Source organism: Roseobacter sinensis (assembly GCF_025755255.1).
Lineage (GTDB): Bacteria > Pseudomonadota > Alphaproteobacteria > Rhodobacterales > Rhodobacteraceae > Roseobacter > Roseobacter sinensis.
Map to the genome: position 1 here is coordinate 185940 of NZ_JALIEB010000006.1, position 21921 is coordinate 207860.

The 21921-nt window shown below is 62.0% G+C and carries 18 protein-coding genes; 14 read left to right on the forward strand and 4 right to left on the reverse strand.

The genetic code is table 11. The features are described from left to right. Positions 1 to 344: 344 nt before the first annotated feature. Complete coding sequence (locus MUB52_RS11640; RefSeq protein WP_263844395.1) at positions 345 to 1286, reverse strand: LysR family transcriptional regulator; 942 nt, start codon at positions 1284 to 1286, stop codon at positions 345 to 347. 99 nt (positions 1287 to 1385) lie between these two features. Between MUB52_RS11640 and MUB52_RS11645 the strand changes: the two genes are divergently transcribed. Next, positions 1386 to 2366 (forward strand): sterol desaturase family protein, encoded by a 981-nt coding sequence (locus MUB52_RS11645; protein WP_263844396.1) that lies wholly within the window; start codon positions 1386 to 1388, stop codon positions 2364 to 2366. Positions 2367 to 2429: 63 nt separating this feature from the next. On the opposite strand, the gene MUB52_RS11650 is transcribed toward MUB52_RS11645, so the two are convergent. After that, on the reverse strand, positions 2430 to 3356 hold the full coding sequence (locus MUB52_RS11650; RefSeq protein ID WP_263844397.1) for a hypothetical protein: 927 nt from the start codon (positions 3354 to 3356) through the stop codon (positions 2430 to 2432). A gap of 343 nt (positions 3357 to 3699) precedes the next feature. On the opposite strand from MUB52_RS11650, the gene MUB52_RS11655 reads away from it, so the two are divergent. Beyond that, complete coding sequence (locus tag MUB52_RS11655; protein WP_263844398.1) at positions 3700 to 4410, forward strand: hypothetical protein; 711 nt, start codon at positions 3700 to 3702, stop codon at positions 4408 to 4410. Between the two features lie 87 nt (positions 4411 to 4497). Here the strand turns inward: MUB52_RS11655 and MUB52_RS11660 are convergent, their stop codons facing one another. Beyond that, on the reverse strand, positions 4498 to 5262 hold the full coding sequence (locus MUB52_RS11660) for an HpcH/HpaI aldolase family protein (protein WP_263844399.1): 765 nt from the start codon (positions 5260 to 5262) through the stop codon (positions 4498 to 4500). A 123-nt stretch (positions 5263 to 5385) separates the two neighbouring features. On the opposite strand from MUB52_RS11660, the gene MUB52_RS11665 reads away from it, so the two are divergent. The 12 genes from MUB52_RS11665 (at position 5386) to MUB52_RS11720 (ending at position 18358) form a co-directional block, all read left to right on the forward strand. Next, positions 5386 to 6711 carry an ABC transporter substrate-binding protein gene (locus MUB52_RS11665; RefSeq protein WP_263844400.1) on the forward strand — a complete coding sequence of 442 codons (1326 nt, stop codon included), beginning with the start codon at positions 5386 to 5388 and terminating at the stop codon, positions 6709 to 6711. Between the two features lie 87 nt (positions 6712 to 6798). After that, positions 6799 to 7671, forward strand: a complete 873-nt coding sequence (locus MUB52_RS11670; protein WP_263844401.1) for a carbohydrate ABC transporter permease — start codon at positions 6799 to 6801, stop codon at positions 7669 to 7671. Between the two features lie 3 nt (positions 7672 to 7674). After that, positions 7675 to 8502 (forward strand): carbohydrate ABC transporter permease, encoded by an 828-nt coding sequence (locus MUB52_RS11675; RefSeq protein ID WP_263844402.1) that lies wholly within the window; start codon positions 7675 to 7677, stop codon positions 8500 to 8502. 1 nt (position 8503) lies between these two features. Further along, positions 8504 to 9562: an ABC transporter ATP-binding protein gene (locus MUB52_RS11680; RefSeq protein ID WP_263844403.1), complete on the forward strand. Its 1059-nt coding sequence runs from the start codon at positions 8504 to 8506 to the stop codon at positions 9560 to 9562. Between the two features lie 4 nt (positions 9563 to 9566). After that, positions 9567 to 10622 (forward strand): LacI family DNA-binding transcriptional regulator, encoded by a 1056-nt coding sequence (locus MUB52_RS11685; RefSeq protein ID WP_263844404.1) that lies wholly within the window; start codon positions 9567 to 9569, stop codon positions 10620 to 10622. 20 nt (positions 10623 to 10642) lie between these two features. Continuing rightward, positions 10643 to 11773: a cupin domain-containing protein gene (locus tag MUB52_RS11690; RefSeq protein ID WP_263844405.1), complete on the forward strand. Its 1131-nt coding sequence runs from the start codon at positions 10643 to 10645 to the stop codon at positions 11771 to 11773. A 317-nt stretch (positions 11774 to 12090) separates the two neighbouring features. Next, on the forward strand, positions 12091 to 13224 hold the full coding sequence (locus tag MUB52_RS11695) for a sugar ABC transporter substrate-binding protein (RefSeq protein ID WP_263844406.1): 1134 nt from the start codon (positions 12091 to 12093) through the stop codon (positions 13222 to 13224). Between the two features lie 71 nt (positions 13225 to 13295). After that, positions 13296 to 14831 (forward strand): sugar ABC transporter ATP-binding protein, encoded by a 1536-nt coding sequence (locus MUB52_RS11700; protein WP_263844407.1) that lies wholly within the window; start codon positions 13296 to 13298, stop codon positions 14829 to 14831. Then, positions 14828 to 15868: an ABC transporter permease gene (locus MUB52_RS11705; RefSeq protein ID WP_263844408.1), complete on the forward strand. Its 1041-nt coding sequence runs from the start codon at positions 14828 to 14830 to the stop codon at positions 15866 to 15868. The genes MUB52_RS11700 and MUB52_RS11705 overlap by 4 nt, the downstream gene beginning before the upstream one ends. Then, positions 15865 to 16845, forward strand: coding sequence for an ABC transporter permease (locus MUB52_RS11710; protein WP_263844409.1), 981 nt, complete (start codon positions 15865 to 15867; stop codon positions 16843 to 16845). Before MUB52_RS11705 ends, MUB52_RS11710 begins: the two co-directional genes overlap by 4 nt. Before the next feature lie 13 nt (positions 16846 to 16858). Continuing rightward, positions 16859 to 17773 (forward strand): SMP-30/gluconolactonase/LRE family protein, encoded by a 915-nt coding sequence (locus MUB52_RS11715; RefSeq protein WP_263844410.1) that lies wholly within the window; start codon positions 16859 to 16861, stop codon positions 17771 to 17773. A gap of 27 nt (positions 17774 to 17800) precedes the next feature. Then, positions 17801 to 18358 (forward strand): hypothetical protein, encoded by a 558-nt coding sequence (locus MUB52_RS11720; protein WP_263844411.1) that lies wholly within the window; start codon positions 17801 to 17803, stop codon positions 18356 to 18358. 295 nt (positions 18359 to 18653) lie between these two features. On the opposite strand, the gene MUB52_RS11725 is transcribed toward MUB52_RS11720, so the two are convergent. Further along, positions 18654 to 21380 carry an EAL domain-containing protein gene (locus tag MUB52_RS11725; protein WP_263844412.1) on the reverse strand — a complete coding sequence of 909 codons (2727 nt, stop codon included), beginning with the start codon at positions 21378 to 21380 and terminating at the stop codon, positions 18654 to 18656. Positions 21381 to 21921: the final 541 nt, after the last annotated feature.

Below are 21921 nucleotides of genomic sequence, written 5' to 3' on the forward strand. Positions count from 1 at the left end.
GTCCCTTTTTTCCGTTTTTTGGTCGTCTTGTTATTCTGGCCATGTTCAACGCAGACGTGTATTTCGGCAAATGATTAATTCACAGGCACTCAGGCGGCTGACAGGCCAGTATTCTGCATTTTGAAGAAAACGACGCGGAAATATTCTCCGACTTTTGAAGATTTCCGGAAGATCGACCTGTTTTTCGGAAGAAAACCGTCAAACTGCGCACCGCTGCGACGTCGCAAACTGGCGAAGATCAGCCCTCTCGTTGCGCAAAACCGCAGCGGCATGTCCTCAAAGATGGGCGCAAACGGCTCGCGCGGCTCAGGAAAAAGGGGCGCCGGTGCCGATGAAGCCGCACATCATCGTGGCGCCGGCTCTCGCCCTGTCACAACGAGCGCGGCGCCAGCGCCCTCGCGAAAATAGGCTCGGCAGGCATCGACGAAACGCGTCACCACGCGTCGCGGGTTGGATCTGTCATAGCCCACGGCGAGCGACAGCGATGGCAAGGGGTCGCGAATGGGCCGCGCTGCCAGCGCTTGCCCCGCATAACTGATATCGAGGGCCGGGCGCATGTTGAGTATGGCGCATCCATGGCCAGCCCCGACGAGGCTGCGCACCATCTCGCTGGAATTCGCATAGGCGAGCGTTGCCGGGTTCTGGCCCGCAGCCTCCAGGAGTTGCCGATAGTAATCGACCGCGACAGGGCGGTTCAGCACGATCACGGGTTCGCCGCCGAGCTGCCGCAAATCGACGGCATCCTGCTGCGCCAGAGGATGCGCGGCAGAGCAGAGACAATAGGCCGGCGCCTCGATCAGCACCTCGAAGTCGACCTGAGGCGGAACAGCGTCGGGGACGAATAGGATCGCATCGAAGTCACCGGCCAGCAGCCCGGCCTGCGCCCGGTCGTTGTTGCATTCCTCCAGATGGATCGTTGGCGCGGCTTCGGTCGTTGCAAGCGTTGACAGGATCTCGGGGAGGAAGGCGGGTGCGACAGGCGCGTAATAGCCGATGCGCAGCGATCCCGTCAGCGCATGTTTCAGATCCGAGCCCTCGGCGAGCACCGCCTCATATTCCTCCAGCAGGTGGGCGAACTTGCGCGCGAGGGCACGCCCGCTCGCCGTGGCCGAGATGCCTCGCGCCCGGAACCGGTTGACGAGCTTGAGTTGGAACTGCGCTTCGATCTGATCGATGGCCGCCGAGATGGCCGAGGCGGCCACATTCAATTCCTCGGCGGCGCGAGAGATGCTGCCGTGAGACAGCGCGCAGGTGAAATAGCGCATGGACTTCAGAGATATCGCCACCGAACCTCGCAAAATCAGATGTAATAAGTCGTTTAATTCTGTTTTTCGCAGGATGCCCGATATGTCAAACTCTTCTCGGGCGTCACAAGGGGTTGCGGCATGTCTGACACGGGGTTGAAGGGCTGGAATCACATGCCGGAGGTGCCGTTGAAGGTATCCCCCTTCTTCATCTGGCCGCCGAACCCGGTCGAGATGGTCAAGTGGGTCTGGAATTCCTGGGCGCTGATCTCCGAGAAGCTGATCATCCTCGGTCTCGCCTGGGCAAGCCTGATCTGGTTTCAGCCTCCGCTGGAGGAGACGAAAACCTTCGCCGTCGGATGGATCGCCCAGATGTACCTGCGCAATCTCGTCCTTGCTCTGGCCGTGGGCGGCGCGTTGCACCTGTGGTTCTACACCTTCTCGGCGCAAGGACAGGCGCTCAAGTACGATCCGCGCCCGCTGATGGTGAACGGCAAGCAATTCACGCTCGGCGGGCAGGTGCGCGACAATATGTTCTGGACGCTGGGCCCCGGCGTGCTGATCTGGACGGCCTATGAGGTGATCCTCTTCTGGGCGCTGGCGAACGGCCATATGCCGCTGCTGACCTGGGCCGCCCATCCGGTCTGGTTCATCGCGCTCTTCCTCCTTATCCCGGTATGGGAGAGCTTCTACTTCTACTGTATTCACCGTCTGATCCACATCCCGGTCCTCTACCGGCACATCCACTACTTGCATCACCGCAACATCAACGTTGGCCCCTGGTCCGGCATGTCGATGCACCCGATCGAGCAGATGATCTTCCTCGGATCCGTGTTCATCCATCTTCTCATCGGCGCGCATCCGGTGCATATCCTGTTCCATCTGCAGTACTATTTCCTGACAGCCATGAGCACGCATACGGGCTACCAGGGCCTGCTGATCAAGGACAAGAACCGGCTGAACCTGGGCACCTTCCACCACCAGATGCACCACCGGTACTTCGAGTGCAATTACGGCAGTCTAGAGATCCCGTGGGACAAGTGGATGGGCACCTTTCACGATGGCACGGTCGAGGCAAACGACCGCATGGCCGACCGGCGCAAGCGGATCATGGGGCGATAGAGCGCGACGGAAGTCGCGGGGCAGGGGCGTCCGGGATCGGCCGAACGCAGGCTGTCTTGCCGATCAATGCATGGGGTAGGTGCCAAGAACCCGGAGCGCCATCAGCGTCACCCACCGGCTCGCCTTGCGGGGGTGTTCCATCCGCACATGGGTTTGCCCCGGCCGTGCCGCCTGCACCGGCCATCGCCCATCACGCCTGCGTTTTGAGACCAGCACCTCAAGGGCATCACCCATCCGCGCGTCGTAGGGTGCACCGGCCTCGCGAAAATGATCGAGGCCGCGCAGGATGTTATAGCACCAGCGCGGCGGGACTGAGAGGCGCAGGAAATCGTCCCGAATGATCCGGCCGGTGCGGTCGGATTTGTAGAACCGGTGCTGGAGGACAAAGTCGCGTGCCTGCGCGGCGGTCTCTTGCAGAGCCTTCTGACGGTAGCCATAGCCTCCGGCCTGATAGCTTTGGATCCCTTCCAGAACCGACAGCGTGGAGTGCAGCGAGCTGTGCCGCGCGCCGGAGCGGTTGCTGCGGCAGTTGAACCCGCCGTCCGGCATGTGCTGGGCCAGCAGCGCATCGACCACCGAGCGCAGCAGCGTCTCGGGCGTGCGGAAGTAGCTTGCATAGTTGAGCACCATCCCGTTGACGCAGACATCGCTCGCCCGGTCCTCCGGCGCGCAGAGCAGACCGCCATCCGGGCCTTTTCCGTCGGCCAGAAGGCGGCGAATGCTGTCGCGGGCCTGCGGGTGATCCGGCGCCAGGCCCAGCAGCCTCAGGTCCAGCAGCGTGTAGTGCGTGCAGGTCCATTTCGGCCGATAGAAGCCCTCACCCCAGGAACCGTCGGCGTGGCGCGCAGCGAGAAACGCGGCGCCCCAGCCCTCGGTCGCGATCCGCGCCCGAATGTCGGGGCGGTCCACACCGAGAAGATCGCGGTGGGTCTGATACTGGATCGCAGGATCACCCGCGAGCAACCATGGGATCGGGTCTGGGTCCGTCATGCCAAGAAGACTAGCATCCCCTGTCTGACCTTGGCATGACATGGGTCAGCCGTGCGATGGTAGGTCAAGCGAGTCACGCAATCCAAATAAATGTAATTTATTCATATATTTCAGAGTCGATTTTAAAGTTCAACATCACTTGCATTTCGCTTCCGAACGCGGACGCTTGGAATCATACCGTGCGCCCAATTAGACGGCTCTCCGGGGCGCCAACCTGCCGGACGGCGGCACCGCAGCGCGCATCGGAGCCCGCTGAGAAAAGTCCGTCGCGATCACTCGGAGGTGAAGACCGCGGGGCGTTGATGAGGGATGAAATCGGATCGCCGATGTGGGACACTCACGTATGCCTCGACCGACCACCTATCTCAGCTTTGTCCTTGTCTTTGCCCTGTTCGGCTGGTGCAGTCCACCCGCGCTTGCAGCTGACCAGCTGGCAGACCAAACGCCCCTGGCGCAGCCCGCAGGCCTGATGTGGAACCGGACGGGCCTGCCGGCCGTTTTTCCGTTGCAGGTCAAATCGCGGGCCGGGCGGGACTATGTCCTGACGCTGATCGACAACGAGACCGGCGCCGAGGCCTTGGCGGCCTACATCGAGGGCGGCGCTTTCTTCAATGTGCTCGTGCCGCCGGGCGTGTACCGGGTGCGCTTCGCCGCGGGCCGGGTCTGGCAGGACGAGCGAGAGCTCTTTGGCCCCGGCGCGCTCACCGAGCACTTCGAGCTGGAGGCGCCGCTCACCTTCGAAATCCGCAACCCGGGCATCAAGGCCGGGCACATCATCGACCTGTCCACGGCGGCGCCCGGACAGATGGCGCAGGCGCAGACCTCAGAGCGGCTGCTGTGCCAGACCGTCCGGTCGGAGGACCTTCGCTTGCCCGTCGGCAATGAGATCGAGCTCGTGTTTCCGAGTGTGGAGACCCAGCGTCTGATTGTGTCCTGGCGCGGACAGCTGCGCTTTCCCGAGAGGCGGACGAAGGAGGTCTTCCGTCCACCGACCCACTTCGAGTATCGCAACCTCAAGCGACATCGCGCGGTCCGGTCGCGGCTTTGCGGGTGATGATCGGTTTGTGAGGAGGGGCGGGGCATCCGTCCGAGCTGCGCCACCACTGCGAGATCCCGACTTCAATAAGCCGGGCCAGGTCCGTCAGGAGAGGCTTTTCTCGATCTCGCGCTGCAGTGCCGACATCAGGACGCCGAAGTCGTTGCCCGGTGTGACAAGGTCGAACCCTTCGGCCAGGCGGCGCCTGGCCAGATCTCCGTCGCTGCAGAAGATACCTGTCGCAACCTTGGCGGATCTGGCCCGGTCCAGTATCTGCGCGATTGTCGTCGACGTGGTGCTCTCGCGCAGTTCCGCGCCCGGCGCCTCGCCCAGATCGAGGGCCAAGTCATTTGGGCCTATGTATATCATGTCGACGCCCGGGACCGAGAGGATGTCACTGATGTTTTCGACCGCTTCGGCCGTTTCGATCATCGGGATTGCAAGGATCTCGCGGTTCGCCGCATCGAAGTAGTCGGGGCCGCCGTAGAGCTTGCCGCGCGCCGGGCCGAAGGAACGCGCACCGTCCGGGGGATAGCGGCAGGCGGCCACAAGCTCTTCGGCTTGCGCGCGTGTCGAGATCATCGGGCAGACAACCCCATAGGCGCCTGCATCCAGAAGCTGCATGATCGCCGCCGGATCGAGCGACGGCGCCCGGACCAACGGGGTTGCAGGTGTTGCGGATATCGCCTGCAGCATCGCGACTGCGGTTTCAAAGCCGATCATGCCATGTTGCAGATCGATGGTGATGCTGTGAAAGCCCTGATGGCCGGCGCCTTCCGCAAGGTAGCCCGACGGGATGGAGAGCCATGCATTCAGGATTGGCTTCTTGGCCGCGACCATCTCTCGGAGCTTGTTCTGTCTCACGTCCATGCCCTTCCGTCCGGCCGGTAACCTTTCGCGGATCTGCCGAAAGACTGCCAATTCATCAGCGTTGAATACGTATTCACAATGCCGTATACCGAATTGAGGGACATGTCGCAATGGGAGGAACACATGCGCAAAAGAACATTCCTGGCCTCAGTCGCGGTGGGCGCCGCGATGGCCCTGTCGCCGATCGTGGCTCTGGCGGACGGTCATCTGGAGACCTACAACCTGCTGCCCGGCAAGCCGTTCGAGGGCACCAAGCTGAACATCCTGAGCGTGGTCACGCCCCAGTTCGACGGCCTGATGTTGCGCGATGAGGAATTCACCGAACTGACCGGCATCGAGCTGGAATGGACGTTCATCCCCTTCGGCTCGCTTCAGGAAAAGATCAACGCCGAGGGCGTGGCGGCGAATGGCACCTTCGACGTGGTGAATTATCTGGACAGCTGGGGGCCGCCGAACGCGCATTGGCTCAAACGCATCGACGATCTGATGGCACGGGACGGCATCAGCATGGATCGCTATCCGGCGGCCTTCGCGCGCTCTGCGCAGTTTGAGGGCGAAACGCTCGGCTTCCCGCTGCGGGCGCACCCGCAGCTGATGTTCTATCGCAAGGATCTGATCCCGGAGCCACCCGAGACCTGGGACGACGTGATCCGCATCGGCAAGGAGTTGAAGGAGAGCAACCCCGATATCGCGCCGCTCGCACTTTACTACAACAACGACGGCAACCGTCAGAACCTGTTTATCTGGATCAATTTCCTCTGGGCCGCGGGGGCTGATATCTTCAACGAAGACGGCAGCGCGGCCTGGGCCTCGGAGGCCGGGATCCAGGCGACCAAGGATTACATCGCGCTGCACACCGAGCATCAGGTCACGAACCCGAACAGCCTTGCCTTCGTCGAGCAGGACGCGCGCCAGTCGTTCATGCAGGGCAAATCGGCGATGATCCCGGTGTGGTGGTGGGCTTATTCGGGCTTCTACAACCCCGACAGCTCGACGCTGACGAAGGAGCAGGTCGGCTTCACCGGCATGCCCTCCTATCAGGGCAAGACCAAGACCTATGCGATCTCGATGCCGTTTTCGATTTCCGAGTATTCGCAGAACCAGGACGCCGCGTGGGAATTCCTGAAATGGCTGTCCAACCCGGAGATGGACAAGGCCAACGCCATCGAGCGCGATGTCGGCGGCAAGACCATCGTCAACAATGTGGTGACGCATATCTCGTCGCTGCAGGACCCGGAGGTGAACGCGGCCAATGACGGCATCCAGTCGGCAGCCTGGGACAGCCTGAAGGAGTCCGACATCATGCCACAGATCGCGGAGTGGCCCGAGATCGGCGATATCCTCTCGGCGGCCATCGCGGAAGCCGCAGCGGGGGGCGATGTTGAGACCCTGATGACGGAGGCGGCCGAGCGGGCGGACAAGGCGCTGCGCCGCGCGGGGCGTCTTTGATCCTGACTTAGGGACCCGACAGAGGGTGAGGCGCGCCAGACCGCGCTCTACCCGCCGAACTACTCGTCCGTCAGCGGAGTGCGTCTCATGCGCGACAACACACTGAAGTACCTTCTTGTCCTGCCTGCGGTCGTGGTTGTGTTTGCAACGGCGATCTGGCCTCTGATCGAGGCAGCGCGCCTGTCCTTCACGGTTGGTCGATTGAACCGTCCGGGGTCGCTGGACCAGTACCTGGGATGGGAAAACTACGCTTGGGCGTTTCTGGAAGAGCCCGCCTTCTGGAACTCGGTCTGGGTGACCGCGGTCTACACGACCCTCACGGTTGGGCTGACCACGATCCTGGCCCTGGGGCTGGCGCTTCTGCTTGCTCCGGGCGGGCGGCTGAGAAGTTCGGCGCAGACGCTGCTCATTCTGCCGTTCGCCATGTCACCGGCCCTGATCGGTGTGTCGTTCCGGTTCATGTTCAACCCCGAGTTCGGCCTCTTCGATGCTTTCTTCGGCGTGCTGATCCCGCCGCTGGCGGATGTGAGCTGGCTCGCGGATCCGACCCTCGCCTTTGCCGTGGTGGTGATGGCCGATGTCTGGGGCTGGATTCCGTTTCTTACGCTGGTGCTGATCGGCGGGCTGGCCAGTGTGCCGCGCGATACCATCGAAGCCGCACAGGTCGACGGGGCGAGCGGCTGGCGTGTCTTCCGGGACGTGACCTTGCCGCAGCTGGGCCCGGTGCTGGCGGTGGTGATCATCCTGAAGTCGATCTTCAGCCTGAAGACCTTCGACCAGGTGTTCATGCTGACGAACGGCGGCCCGGGCACAGCGACCCAGACGCTGAGCCACTACATCTATTTCAACGGCATGAAATACGGGCAGATCGGCTATTCGGCCGCGGTCGCCTGGCTGATGGTGATCCCGATGATCTTCCTCACCTACGCCTATGCCAAATTCGTGTTTCGGAAGGGCTGAGCCGTGACGGGCAGACAAAGAAAGCAGCTTTGGGCTGCCGTTCAGACGGCTCTGATCCTCATCGCCATGTTCATCATGCTGGTCCCGATCCTCTGGATCTTCCTCGCTGCGTTCAAAACGCATGTCGATGTCTATCAGCTGAAACTGTTCTTCACCCCGACGCTTGAGAACTTCGGCATCGTCTTCGACGATCCTTACCGGTTGGGCGAAAAGCTCTTCAACTCCACCGTGGTGGCTCTGGTGACGGTGATCATCGCGATCCCGGTTGCCACGCTTGCCGCCTATTCCTTCAGCCGGTTCAGCATGCGGGGCGAGACGATGATGCTGGTGATCATCCTGGCCACGCAATTCGTGCCGGCGGTGGTGATCATCCTGCCGTTCTTCGTCATGTTCCGGGACATCGGGCTCTTGGACACGCGTGTCGGGCTGATCCTGGTGAACCTCGCCATCGTGATGCCGTTTGCGATCTGGATGATCAAGGGCTTCATCGACGGCATTCCGATGGACACCGAAGAGGCGGCGATGGTCGATGGCTCCTCGCGTCTGCAGGTGATCCGCAACATCGTGCTGCCGATGGCGGCGCCGGGCCTGCTGACCAGTGCCATCTTCTGTTTCATCATCGCCTGGAACGAGTTTCTCTTTGCGCTGATCCTCACCAACAAGAACGCGGTCACGCTGCCCATCGGGCTTGCGCTGTTCAAAGGTGAAGAGGGCGATCTTTGGAACCTGCTCTCGGCGGCGGGCATCATCATCATGGCGCCGATGTTCGTGCTCGCCCTGATGATCCGGAAGTACTTCGTGCAAGGCATGACCATGGGAGCAGTCCGCTAAGATGGCTGAGATCAGACTCGATAACCTGACCAAACGCTGGGGCGATTTCGTCGGCGTCGACAATCAGTCGCTGCACATCAGGGATCGCGAGTTCCTCGTGCTGCTTGGTCCCTCGGGATGCGGCAAGACGACGACGATGCGGATGATCGCAGGGCTGGAAGAGCCCACCGCGGGAGAGATCCGGATCGGGGATCGGCTGGTCAACGATGATCTGCCCAAGGATCGCGATGTGGCCATGGTGTTTCAGAACTACGGTCTCTACCCGCATATGACGATCTTCGAGAACATTGCCTATCCGCTGAGGGTGCGCGGTGTCGCCAAATCCGACATCCGGCCGCGGGTCGAAAAGGCCGCCGAACAGGTGGAGCTGACCGAGTTTCTCGACCGCAAGCCCAAGGCGCTGTCGGGTGGTCAGCGACAGCGTGTTGCCCTGGCGCGCGCCATCGTCAGAACGCCGAAGGTGTTCCTGATGGACGAGCCGCTGTCGAACCTCGACGCCAAGCTGCGCGTCACCATGCGGGCAGAGCTGAAGCACCTCAGCCGCGAATTGCAGATCACGACGGTCTATGTGACGCACGACCAGATCGAGGCGATGACGCTGGCCGACCGGGTGGCGGTGATGAAGCACGGCGTGATCCAGCAGCTTGGTACGCCGGACGAGATCTATAACGATCCGGCCAACCTTTTCGTGGCCGGGTTCATCGGCTCGCCCGCGATGAACCTGATCGACGGGTCGGTGAAGGATGGCATGTTCGTCACCACGGGTGGGACGCGCCTGGTCAAGATAGATGCGCAAGACCGGGACGCGGCGATCCTGGGCGTCCGTGCAGACGACATGCAGGTGCATGAGGCTGGGCAGGGCGACATCGACGTGAAGATCTACGCTTTCGAGAACACGGGCGAGAGTACGCTGCTGACCGTTCAATGGGGTCGGCAACGGGTCATCGCGCGCGGGGATAGGCATCTGCGCAAGGATCAGAATGATGTGGTCGGGATCAGCCTGAACGAAGACCACCTCTACCTCTTCGATCCCGAGACCGAAAACCGGATCAGGATTTGATCAGATGGGATCGGCGCGGGTGACAGCAAGTGACGTGGCGAAGGCAGCTGGTGTCAGCCAGCCGACCGTCAGCCGGGTCTTCAACCGCTCCACCGCTGTCGATCCTGTCAAGGCGGAACGCGTGCGCGCCGCGGCGCGCGAGCTGGGGTATATCCCCAATCTTGTCGCGCGCTCGCTCAATTCGGGGAACTCCTTCCGGATTGGAGTTGTCCTGGCCTACTTGAAGAACGGCTTTTTCGGAGAGGCGTTGCAGCGGCTGTCGAAGGCGCTGAACGCACAAGGCTATTCGGTCACCGTCTACTTTGCGGGCAACCGGTCGGACGAGGTGGACGTCATCGTCGACGATCTGCTGGCCGACCGCGTCGATGGGATCGTCCTGGCCAGCATCAGCCTGTCGAACGAGTTGGTCTCGCGGGTCCGAAAGTCGGGCATTCCCTGCGTTCTGTTCAATCGCGGTCAATGCGACCCTCTGGCCTCCATGGTCACCGCGTCGAATGCCGAAGGCGCCCGCCAGGCCACCGCCTTTCTGATCGAGGCGGGACATCAGCGCATCGCACATCTTGCGGGCTGGCGCGACGCCCTGAACGGGGTGGACCGCAAAACCGGGTTCCTCGCCGCGATGGCGGCAGCGGGGCTGGAACCGGTTGCCTGCACCGACTGCCATTTCCGCCGAAACGTGGCGATGGATGAGGTCCGCCGGCTGTTCGACACCGCGAGGCCGCCCGATGCGCTCTTCGTCGCCAACGACCACATGGCCTTCGGCGCGCTCGAGGTCTTACGGGAGGAACTCGGCCTGCGCGTGCCCGAAGACGTCTCGGTCATCGGATATGACGACGCACCGATGGCAGCTTGGAAAACTTTCGATCTCACCACGGTCCGGCAACCGCTGCAACGGATGATCGACGCGACCGTGGCCCTGTTGCTGGCCGAGATCCAGGACAATAACAGACCGCCCGAAAAGATCGAGATCGCGGGTGAGCTGATCGTGCGCGGCTCGGCCCGGCTGCCCCATGGGCACACGCGCAGCGCGACCGGCGTGACCACCGACCGACAGGATTGAAGACAAACAGGAGTTTGGATATGACCCGACTGACCCAGACCGAAGCCAACGCGCGGCACGTGAAGCGGAGCGACTACCGGTCCTGCACGGTGGCGTTCATCGACTGCAGGACGCCCGGATCGCATCTGAAACAAAACTATTCGATCATCGGCCCCGGCGTGACCTCCTCGTCGGAGCAGGTGATCAACCTGCCCGAAGCGCATGGCTTCAACATCGGGGCCGCGGCCATGCCCGCGGGGATCACCAACAACCTGCACATCCATTTCACCGCCGAGGTGTTCATGGTCTATGACGGGGAATACACCTTCCGATGGGGCTCGAACGGCGAAAACGAGATCATCGGCCGCCCCGGCGATATCCTGTCCGTCCCCACATGGATTTTCCGTGGCTTCACCAACACTGGCACGGGCGAGGGGTGGGTGTTCACAGCCCTTGGTGGCGACAACACCGGCGGTGTCATTTTCCACCCCGAGATCATCCGCGAGGCCGCCGATTTCGGCTTGTACCTCTCCAAGAACAACCAGCTCATCGACACCACGCAGGGGGACCCGGTGCCGAGCGAGGACCAGCGGATGGCGCCCATGCCGGATGAGGACGTGGCCAAGCTGCGGCACTACAGCCCCGAGGATATGCGCGCGCGCATCGTGGCCACCTCCGACCGCGATTTCCGACCGGCGTTCATCGATGCCGGGCTCGATGGGTGTGGCGCCGAGAGTGCACCCGTCATTGGCTATGGCATCACGCAAAACCGGGATCATGTCGCCAGGATCCGGAACCCGCATGGGTTTTCGATGGAGTGGCTGCGCCTGGCGCCGGGGCAAAAGGTGTCGGCGTTTGCCTTGGCCGAGAAGATGGTCGTGATCCCTCGGGACGCCGGTCTCCGGCTGGCGATGAACGACACGGGCGATGTTGCCGTCGATCTGGGCCGTTGGGATACGGTTTCGATCCCCGCCGGTGTAGTGCGCTCGCTTGAGAACACCAGTGACGCCGTGGTCGAGGCGCTTGTCATCGTGTCGGGCGATCACCAGAAGCGTCCACAGTTCCGCGATCCTGCGATCGATGCGGCCTTTGCGAAGGGGGCGGCCCTCGACGCCCAGGGCTATGTGGCCGAGGCGCATCTGATCCCGAACTACGGCCTGGTCGCGGAATAGGCAGTAGGCTGTCACCATGCACCGCGGGAGCTGCTGCAGAGCGGGCCGCGGTGACCCGAGTGCCATTCGCATTCGTATGGATTGGGGCCAGGTGAACCAGCAGAACAAGCCGCCGCGCATCATTGAGCCGAGCCGCGTCTCCAGCGGCGCTGCTGAGACTGTTCTTGGTCACGCCGGGCCTGCCAATTTCTTGCAAAGAAACAAAAGTCGGCTATCGTCGGTCAAAAGCAAATTTGAGCAGACGCCGATCACGGCGCTGCGATACGAAAATAATAATGGGCGAATAAGGCCCAGCAATACAAAGTGGAGGAAACAGAATGTTTAGCTTAAAGCGCGCCATTGCCCCGTCGGCACTGGCATTGATGATGGCCGCCGGTGCGGCCGTTGGCGCCCCGAACAAGGTTTCGGGTCCCGGATTTGACCCAGGGTGCTTTGCGCCGTGGAATGACGAGATTGGCTATTTCCAGTGGGAGAAACGGGAAGGGCCGCACAAGATCGCCATCGTCAATGGCTTCGTCGGGAACACCTGGCGAATCCAGATGATCCAGACCGCCAAAGCCTATGCCGCCCAGCCGGACATCGCGGCTCAGATCGAGGAATTCAAGGTTGTCTCCACCGGGACAGACGTGGCCGCGCAGCTCGGCGCGATCGAGGATTTCATCAACCAGGGGTATGATGCGATCGTGACCATCGCGGTTTCACCCGAGGGCTTCGACCGCGTCATCCGCCTTGCGGATCGCAATGACGTGGTGCTGGTCCCGTTCGACAACGTGCTGGACACCGACAAGGTGATGCAGGTCAACAAGGACCAGCTTGAGATGGGCCGCATGTACGGGCGCTGGCTGCTGGAGCAACTTGGTGACAAGACGGAAGGCAAGATCCTGGAGGTCCGCGGCCTGCCGGGCAACTCGGTTGACCGCGACCGGAACATCGGCTTCCACGAGGTCATGGACGCCTCGGGCGGCAATTGGGATATCGTCGAGGTTGTCGGAAACTGGGATGACGGCACCGCGCAGAAAGTGACGGCGGATGCCATTGCCGTGCACAGCCAGTTCGATGGCGTGGTTGTCCAAGGAGGCACCACAGGCGCGGTGCGCGCGATGCTGGATGCGGGTCACCCGATGGTCCCACTGGCCGGTGAAGCCGAAAACGGGTTCCGCAAGATCCTCGCAGAGCAGGCGGACAACGGGCTGAAGGCGATTTCCATCGGCCAATCCCCAGGGATGGTTTCGGTCGCGATGAAGGCCGCCCTTGCAGCGCTTGATGGGCAGGTCATGCCGCAGCTCATCTCGATCCCGATCCCTGCGACACGCTATGACGAGCTGGAAGCGGGCAAGAACTTCTGGCCGGATCTCACGGACAACTTCTTCACCGTGAACGAGTTCCCTGCCTGCGGGGTGAACATCACGGCGCGAGAGATCATGACGAACGACGCGGAGAACCTCGAATAACACCATGAAAGGCGGTGCCGGGCCATGGTTCGGCACCGTACATTTGTCCCTTTGAGTGTTTCGGGAGCTCCATGTCGACATCCCCAAGCGAGCCTGCGCAAGCGCACGTCCAACTGACCGGCGTCACCAAACGTTATGGCGGGGTGACGGCGCTCGACAATGTCGATTTCGCCTGCGAGCTCGGATCGGTCCATGCGGTCCTCGGTGAGAACGGAGCCGGCAAATCGACGCTGATCAAGATCATGTCGGGCGTGGTGCAGCCGGACGAGGGTGAAATTCGCCTCGATGGGACTCCGACAAGCTTCTCACATCCGGCGGCAGCAAATGCCCAAGGGATCGTCTGCATTTTCCAGGAGCTCTCGCTGTTGCCCGATCTCTCGGTGGCAGACAATATCTCGATTGCCGAACCGCCGCGGCGGTTCGGTCTGATCGACCGGAAAGCCCAACGCAGACGCGCGGAAGACCTGCTGGCGCGGATCGGGTGTGAAGACGTCAATCCGATGGCGCGCGTGCGCGATCTGCCCTTGTCGCGCAGGCAGATGGTCGAGATTGCAAAGGCGCTGGCCAAGGATCCGAGCGTTCTGATCCTCGATGAGGCGACCTCTGCGCTGACCTCGGCCGATGTGGACACGGTGTTCGGCATCCTGCGACGTCTGCGTGAGGATGGAATTTCGATCCTGACGATTTCTCACCGGATGCATGAGATCGAAGCCATTGCAGACAAATGCTCGGTCTTCCGCAATGGGCGGCATATCGAGACCTTCGCGCAGGGCGCGCGATCGGAAGGCGAGATTGTGCAGATGATGATCGGCCGGGAGATCACCGCGCATTTCCCACCCAAGCCGCCGCCACCGGAGGCGACCAAACCCATGTTGCAGCTTGAGAAATATTCTTGGGAGGGCAAGCTGAAGTCCATTGACCTGACTGTGGGCGCTGGCGAAATCGTGGGGCTCGGCGGGCTGGACGGGCAGGGGCAGAAGGAACTGCTGCTGGGGCTCTTTGGTGTGCTCAAGGGCACAAGCGGGACGATCACCGTCCAGGGCAAAGAGGTCACCATCGCCTCCCCGCAAGACGCGAAGGCAGCGGGCGTCGATCTGGCCCTGATCCCGGAGGATCGCAAGACCGAAGGGCTGATGCTGCCGATGTCAATTGCCGACAACCTCACGATTGCATCGCTGAACCGGCTGTCGCGCGGGCTGTTCGTCGATCAGGACGCGCTGACTGCTGCGGTTGAGGACGGTATCCAACGGATGCAGATCAAGGTGGGGTCAAGCTCCGATCCGGTGTCGACACTGTCGGGCGGCAACCAGCAAAAGGTCGTCATCGCCAAATGGCTCATGACGGACCCCAAGATCATTCTCCTGAATGATCCGACACGCGGCATCGACGTGGGCACCAAGCAGGAGATTTACCGTCTGCTGCGCAGCCTCGCGGAAGCCGGTGCGTCGGTGATCTACTACTCGACGGATTACGAAGAGCTGATCGGCTGCTGCGACCGTGTCGCGGTGATGTATGACGGCGAGATCGTGCGGGAGCTGAAGGGCGATGAGATCAACGAGCGCAACATCATCGCCTCCGCGCTCAAGATGGATGAGGCGGCGGAATGAGTGATCTAAGAGTGCGGCTGTCCCAGAACGCGGCCTTGCTGACCGCGATTGCGATCTTCATCCTGTTCTATGTCTTCTACAACATGAACCACCCGCGCGGTTTTTCCGTCGCCGTGCTCATTCAGAACTCCAACGAAGTGTTTACGCTCGCCATGGTGGCCATGGCGCAGACCGTGCCGGTGCTGATGGGTGGGCTCGATCTGTCAGTGGGGGCGATCATGACGCTGGTCAACACCATCGCCAGCCATTTGCTGAACGGCAGCCCGGCGCAGATGGCATTCGGGATGGGGGTCAGCCTTGCGGCGGGGGCCGCCTGCGGCTTCGTGAACGGCTGTATCGTCGTCTATGGGCGTATTCAGCCGATCATCGCCACGCTGGCCACGGGGGCCATTTTCCTTGGACTGGCCTTGTTCCTGCGGCCCTCGCCGGGTGGTAACGTGGACGACGATCTGTCGTGGGCGGCGACCAACGATCTTTACGAGATCGCCGCCACCTACGGCTATGCGCAGGACGGTGAAGCGACGTGGTTTCAGCCCATTGCCTGGATCCCCGTGCCGCTCGTGCTGCTGGTGCTGGTTGTGGTTTTCATCTGGCTTCCGTTCTCGCGGTCGGTGACGGGGCGCACGGTCTATGCTGTGGGCTCGGGCGAAGGCGCGGCCTATATGTCGGGCCTGCCGATCGATCGCGCCAAGATCGCAGCCTTCACCTTGGGCGGGTTCTTTGCGGGCATCGGTGGGCTGTACCTGACGCTGCAAACCTCTTCGGGCAACGCCGACATCCCGCAAGCGGGGGCCTATACGCTCAACTCCATCGCCGCGGTTGTCATCGGCGGCACCTCGCTGTTGGGTGGCGTCGGCACCGCCATCGGGTCCGTCTTCGGTGCGCTCATCCTGCGCACCATCTCGTTCAATTTCCGGATTTTCGAGATTGATCCGCTGATGCAGCCGCTCTTCGAAGGGGTGGTCTTGCTGGCCGCGGTCAGTCTGGGGGCCTTCCGGGTCTTGCGGGTCAAGAACACGCTGGAGCTCTTCCGATGACGTCCCTGCCGCAAGATACCGCGCGCGCCCGCTTCAAGCTCGGCGAAGATGACAAACCCATTGTCATGTCCGCGGCCTTCATCCTTGTGATCCTCGCCGTCGGCACGGTCTACACGCTTTACACCCAGGGCACGGCAACGCTGCTGTCGCCGGAGTACCTGCTGCAGCAACTTCAGGTCGGCGCCTTCCTGGGGATCGTCGCCGCAGGGATGATGTTGGTGATCCTGCTGGGCCACATTGATCTGTCCATCCCCTGGACCATCGCGGCGGGCGCGATGATGGCCACGACGGTGGGCGGGCCCATGGCGATCCCTGTGGGTCTCGGCGTTGGCCTCCTGGTGGGTCTGGTGAACGGGCTTGGGGTGGCGTATCTGCGGATCCCGTCGATGATCTTCACCCTTGGGGTCAATGCGGTGATGCGGGGCCTGATGGTGGCGCACACCGGGGGCTTTGCCCCGCAGACGGCGGCGACCGACCTCATGCAGTATCTCGCCGTCGGCAAGATCTTGGGCATTCCCGTGGCGCTGATGGTCTGGGCTGCCGTGTCGATCATCGTCATGCTGCTCTTGCAGCGCACCGCTGTCGGCAAGAGCATCTACGCCATCGGCAACAAGGAGGCCGCAGCCTATCTCGCTGGCGTGCCGACACGCTGGGTGATTGTCGCCGCCTTCTGCCTCTGCGGGATGCTGGCCGGCCTTTCCGGTACGCTGCTCGCGGGCTACTCCACGAAAGCCTATCAGGGCATGGGGGACGCTTACCTGCTGCCCGCCATTGCCGCCGTGGTGATCGGCGGCACCCATATCCTCGGCGGGCGCGGGCGCTATCTCGGCACGCTGATCGGTGTCATTCTGATCGTCCTGCTCAACTCGGTTCTGTCGATCATGCAGATGCCGGAATCCGGGCGACAGGTGATTTACGGCAGTGTGATCATTGTCATGCTACTGGTCTACGGACGTGGACAAAAGGTCACAAGTTAGGGGGAAACCGCCAATGCTCACCGATGCCTTCGAAGTGATCGACAAGAGGTTCACGCGGTATGCGATGGGCAATGTGCATTTGGAGACCCTCTACACCGGGACACGCTGGGCCGAGGGGCCGGCGTATTTTGCGGCGGGCAAATATCTCATCTGGTCCGATATCCCCAACGACCGTCTGCTGCGCTATGACGAGACCAGCGGCGCTGTGTCGGAGTTCCTCAGGCCCTGCCGCAATCACAACGGCCATACGGTGGATCGGGACGGGCGGCTCGTCTCCTGCGAGCATCGCGGGCGGTGTGTCAGCCGGATCGAAGTTGATGGCTCCACCACCATTCTTGCGGATCGGTTCGAGGGCAAGCGCCTCAATTCGCCCAATGATGTGGTCGTGAAATCGGATGGCTCGATCTGGTTCACCGACCCCACATACGGGATCGACAGCGAGTATGAGGGCGACAAGGCCGAGGCGGAGATCGACGGCTCTTACGTCTACCGTATTGATCCGGTCAGCGGTGCCGTCTCCGCGGTGATCACCGATATGGTCAAGCCGAACGGTCTGGCGTTTTCTCCAGATGAAAGCTTGCTCTACGTGGCGGACACCGGAGCCACCCATGTGGAGGATGGTCCTCGACATATCCGTCGCTTTGCCGTTGGCGCTGGTGACAGCCTGTCCGGCGGCGAGATCTTTGCGACCAGCGACACCGGGCTTTTCGACGGGTTCCGGGTTGATCTCCACGGCAACATCTGGACCTCGGCGGGGGACGGGGTGCACTGCTACACGCCCGAGGGCGATCTGATTGGCAAGATCCTCACTGGCGAGGTCGTCGCCAATGTCGAGTTTGGTGGCATCAAGCGCAATCGGCTGTTCATCTGTGCCACGACGACGCTGCGGGCCGTCTACTTGAACACGCGGGCTGCACAGAGACCTTGATCATGCGCAAGCAGGGAGGCGCAACAGATGAAAACGGAAAGCTATACGTCGAAACCGACAGGCAAAATCCCGAACAGCCGATTTCCTCTTCTGGTACACCGCGGCGCCATTCCCGGCGGTGGTGTCGATGCGGTCAAGGCGCGGTTCCGCGAAAACGGCTGGGGCAACAACTGGGAGTATCCGGGCATCTATGAATATGCCCACTTTCATTCGACCTCGCATGAGTGCCTCGGCTGCGCGGCCGGATGGATGGAATTCAACCTCTCGGTCGAAGGCTGGACCAAGCTCCGGCTCGAGGTGGGGGATGTCATCGTGATGCCGGCCGGTGTCAGCCATGAGATGACGGACCATTCCGAGGATATCATGATGTGCGGCGGCTATGCCGGCGGCCGGGACTGGGACAACATTCAAGAGGCGTTTCTGACATCTGAGCTCTATTACCAGGCCTGCAAGCGGATCATGATGCTGCCAATTCCCGACCGCGATCCGGCCACGGGAGAAGTCCTGCATCAGTGGCATGACGCCCCCTCGTCAGTGGATGGTGGCTGGAATGACTTCCGCGACGGGCTTGACGCAAGCGCTTGACCACGGGCGCGCCAAACCCCGTGGCCACCCTGCGAGATGTGGTCCGCTGACATAGCGCTTGCGCGAGATCGGGAGACGGCGCCCTTGCCCACCTGAGCTGGTTGGAGCGATGGGCCCGTGTCGCTTGTTGGCTCACATCTGATTGTCACGCTCGCGCATCCTGCGTCAATGCGCGGTTCGACCGGAGCTTTTGCCGCGCCGACCGCCATCGGAGGATGACGACCTGAGCAAAACCCAATTGTGGTTGAGCCTACCGCATCATCCCCGGTGGTCTTCATGGAAGGCCCGGTTTTGTTCAGCCAGCAGCAGTTGATTCAGAAGGGGCGCGTCTTTCAGCCCATTCGATAAAGCTGTCCACCGGCATGGGCCGCCCGAACAAGTACCCTTGAAGCTGGTCGGCACCCGCGGCGACCAGTGCGGCTGCTTCCGATTCCGTCTCGACACCCTCGACCGTCACCAGTGTCCCGACACTCTGCGCCATCTCGATCATGCCTTTGACGAGGCTGCTGCGTTCCGCCACCTGATCGATACCGGGAACGAACACGCGGTCGATCTTCAGGCAGTCGGGCCGCAGTTCGAGCACCCCGGCGATACTGGCATGTCCGGTGCCGAAATCGTCGATTTCGATCCGAACGCCTAAGTTTTTCAACTCCCAAAGCCTGTCGCGCAACGCTTCACTGATGTTGTCGAGAAAGGCTGTCTCGAGGATTTCGACGGACAGGCGCCCGGGGAAGGGCCCGGCGTCGCGGATGTCGGACACGATGGCTGGATCTGTGAGCCGTTCCGCCGACACGTTCACCGAAAGGGCGGGCAGATCGATACCGGCGCGCGCCACGTCCGACCACGCGTTTATCGCCAGATCAAACACCTTGGCGTCGAGCGCTGCGGTCAGGCCCAACTCCTCTGCAAGAGGTAGAAACACATCCGGCGCAAGACGCCCCCGCGTGGGATGCTCCCACCGCGCGAGGACCTCGCAACCGACCAGGTCGCGCCCTACAGCGGTGACCTGTGGCTGGAGGTAAACACCGATTTCGTCATTCCCCAGCGCGGTCTTGAAATCACGGAGCATGTCCAGCCGCTCTTCATGCAGGGCCCCCATGGTCGACGAATATGCGACAGCACAATTGCGGCCCTGGGCCTTGGCTTCGTAAAGCGCCAGGTCGGCCCGCCGCCGGGTTTCGGCGCTCCGTTCTCCCTGCTCGGCAATCGCAAATCCGACCGATGCACCGCCGCGCAGCATCGAGAGACCAAACGCCACAGGCTCGCACAGATCACTCACGAGTGTGTCGCAGAACACCTGTGCTTCGGTCTGGTTGCCCTCGAATTCCACAAGAACGATGAATTCGTCGCCCCCGACCCGGAAGGCGAAGTCGCGACCCTTGCGCAGTTTTGCCCGGATCCGGTCGGCTGTCGCGACAAGCACACGGTCTCCCGCATCATGGCCGAAACTGTCATTCACGTCCTTGAAACGGTCCAGATCGATCGCGATGCAGAGGATTTGGGCGCCATCCGAGCTCACCTCGGACCCTGCCACTTCTTCCAAGAGGATGCGGTTCCCCAGCCCGGTCAATGCGTCATGGCGCGCGGCCCATGCGCTTTCCTCCTGCACCTTTCGCAAGGCGGAGAACGACTTCTCCACTTGCATCCGCATCTCACGCTCCTTGTTGAGGCGCGAGAGCTGCAATGCGATTTCCTCTTCGATCCGGTCCAGCACGCCGTTGAAGCTCGCCGACAGCGCGCCGTTTTCGGTGGATCGCTCCACCGCCAATCGGTGACTGATGTTGCCTTTGCGCTGATGTGTTCTGATCTGGCGCACGAAATCCGCGAACGCGTTGCGCTCTCGGTTTTCGGCGTAATTGAGTCCTCTGACCTCGTCCCGCCGGGTGGCGCGGAACAGCCCCGCGCGATTGAGCAGAATGGCTGCGGGCGTCAGAACAAGGACCACCCAGAGACCGATTGCGAGGATTCCCTGCACCTGCACCAGGAGCTGCGCGCTTCTCGATCCTGCCGGGAGGGCATCGAGATCACCAAACAGAGCGACCGCCAGAGTCCCCCAGACCCCGGCGGCGAGATGCACCGGCACGGCGGCGACGACGTCATCGATGCGCAGCAGTTCAAGGACTTCCACCGCCAGCACCATGGCGCATGCCCCAAGCGCTCCGATCACAAAGGCATCTGCAGCGGTGTAGATGTCGATCCCGGCCGTGCCAGCGACAAGCCCGGCCAGAACGCCGTTGATGATCGTGTCTACCCGCGCATAGCCATACACCAGGAGACAGATTGCAATTGCGGCGATACCACCGCCAGCGGCGCCGATCGTGGTGCGCGCGACGATGGGGCCCACGGCGTCTCCGAAGTAGAGCGCGCTTCCGCCATTGAAGGCACCCCATCCGATCCACAGGAAGACCGCGCCAAGGGCCTTCAGCGCGGTGGAACTGCCTTCAAACCGTCGCTTCAGGTGCGTGAACCGCCCCAATCTGGGGCCGATCACGCAAATGGCGACCAGCGCGGCCCATCCGCCGACACCGTGCACGACAGTCGCCCCCGCGAAGTCGTGAAACCCGGCCTGCTGCAGCCAGCCGAGGTCGCCTGAAAACACGCCGCCGCCCCAGACCCAGTGCCCGATCACCGGGTAGACCAACCCACCGAGGATCAAGGAAAACAGCACGTAGCCGACATAGCGTTCGCGTTCGGCCACCGCGCCGGAGACAATCGTCGCCGCGGTCGCGGCGAAGGCCAGCTGAAAGAAGAAAAGTGCGGCAAGCTCGCCGGTTGAGTTGTCGAGAGAGGGGAGAAAGCCCGTGGTACCGAAGAGCCCTGCATAGCTCGCACCGAACATGAGGCCAAAGCCGAACACCCAGTAGACAGTTGCGACACAGCAGATGTCGCTGATGTTCTTCAGCGCAACGTTCCCGGCGTTTTTGGCGCGCACCGTGCCCGCTTCCAGGCACAGGAACCCACATTGCAGATCCAGCACAATAAGTCCGCACAGGAGGATCCAAAGTTCGCTGACCTCTGACATTTGTGCTCCAAAAGACTTAACAATCCTGCTTCTTTAAGCTGGTGCTCGCTAAAATCTCGTGAATCCGATGTGTCGCGCTCAGAGCGTCATCAGGGACTGTACTCACCGCTCACGCGGTCGCCGTGTGCTCGCGGACCAATCGAGTGCGACCTGACTGCCCCTGCCTCATCTGGCCGCACTCCATCTGCCGGAGCGGCGATGCGCTCCTTGGCCGCTCATGCGGCGTGCGACCGCATTGCCTGGCCCAAGAGCGTGACGTCCTCGACAGGATCGCGCGTCTCGGACCGAAGATCAATTGTGCGGCTGGTCAAGGCGTTCAGGCGGGGTGCGACAAGGCCTTTGGAGCAAAAGTCTGTCGATCACACCCAACGGATCTGCGGGCGAAAAAGGTTTCTGCAGCGAGACATCCGCACTGATTTGCCGCGCTGCATCGAGAGCGGTTTCCAGCCCCTTCATCTTGTGAATACCGGAAATCGCGACGCTGGGTACAGACCGGTGTTCTGCGTTTCCGCGGTGCTCGATGCGTGAGATGAGCGACAAA

Bases quoted from the DNA above. Each gene is read 5' to 3' on its own strand.
- MUB52_RS11645 (WP_263844396.1), top strand. From the start codon at position 1,386: ATGTCTGACACGGGGTTGAAGGGCTGGAATCACATGCCGGAGGTGCCG.
- MUB52_RS11650 (WP_263844397.1), bottom strand. From the start codon at position 3,356: ATGACGGACCCAGACCCGATCCCATGGTTGCTCGCGGGTGATCCTGCG.
- MUB52_RS11655 (WP_263844398.1), top strand. From the start codon at position 3,700: ATGCCTCGACCGACCACCTATCTCAGCTTTGTCCTTGTCTTTGCCCTG.
- MUB52_RS11660 (WP_263844399.1), bottom strand. From the start codon at position 5,262: ATGGACGTGAGACAGAACAAGCTCCGAGAGATGGTCGCGGCCAAGAAG.
- MUB52_RS11665 (WP_263844400.1), top strand. From the start codon at position 5,386: ATGCGCAAAAGAACATTCCTGGCCTCAGTCGCGGTGGGCGCCGCGATG.
- MUB52_RS11670 (WP_263844401.1), top strand. From the start codon at position 6,799: ATGCGCGACAACACACTGAAGTACCTTCTTGTCCTGCCTGCGGTCGTG.
- MUB52_RS11680 (WP_263844403.1), top strand. From the start codon at position 8,504: ATGGCTGAGATCAGACTCGATAACCTGACCAAACGCTGGGGCGATTTC.
- MUB52_RS11685 (WP_263844404.1), top strand. From the start codon at position 9,567: ATGGGATCGGCGCGGGTGACAGCAAGTGACGTGGCGAAGGCAGCTGGT.
- MUB52_RS11690 (WP_263844405.1), top strand. From the start codon at position 10,643: ATGACCCGACTGACCCAGACCGAAGCCAACGCGCGGCACGTGAAGCGG.
- MUB52_RS11695 (WP_263844406.1), top strand. From the start codon at position 12,091: ATGTTTAGCTTAAAGCGCGCCATTGCCCCGTCGGCACTGGCATTGATG.
- MUB52_RS11700 (WP_263844407.1), top strand. From the start codon at position 13,296: ATGTCGACATCCCCAAGCGAGCCTGCGCAAGCGCACGTCCAACTGACC.
- MUB52_RS11705 (WP_263844408.1), top strand. From the start codon at position 14,828: ATGAGTGATCTAAGAGTGCGGCTGTCCCAGAACGCGGCCTTGCTGACC.
- MUB52_RS11710 (WP_263844409.1), top strand. From the start codon at position 15,865: ATGACGTCCCTGCCGCAAGATACCGCGCGCGCCCGCTTCAAGCTCGGC.
- MUB52_RS11715 (WP_263844410.1), top strand. From the start codon at position 16,859: ATGCTCACCGATGCCTTCGAAGTGATCGACAAGAGGTTCACGCGGTAT.
- MUB52_RS11720 (WP_263844411.1), top strand. From the start codon at position 17,801: ATGAAAACGGAAAGCTATACGTCGAAACCGACAGGCAAAATCCCGAAC.
- MUB52_RS11725 (WP_263844412.1), bottom strand. From the start codon at position 21,380: ATGTCAGAGGTCAGCGAACTTTGGATCCTCCTGTGCGGACTTATTGTG.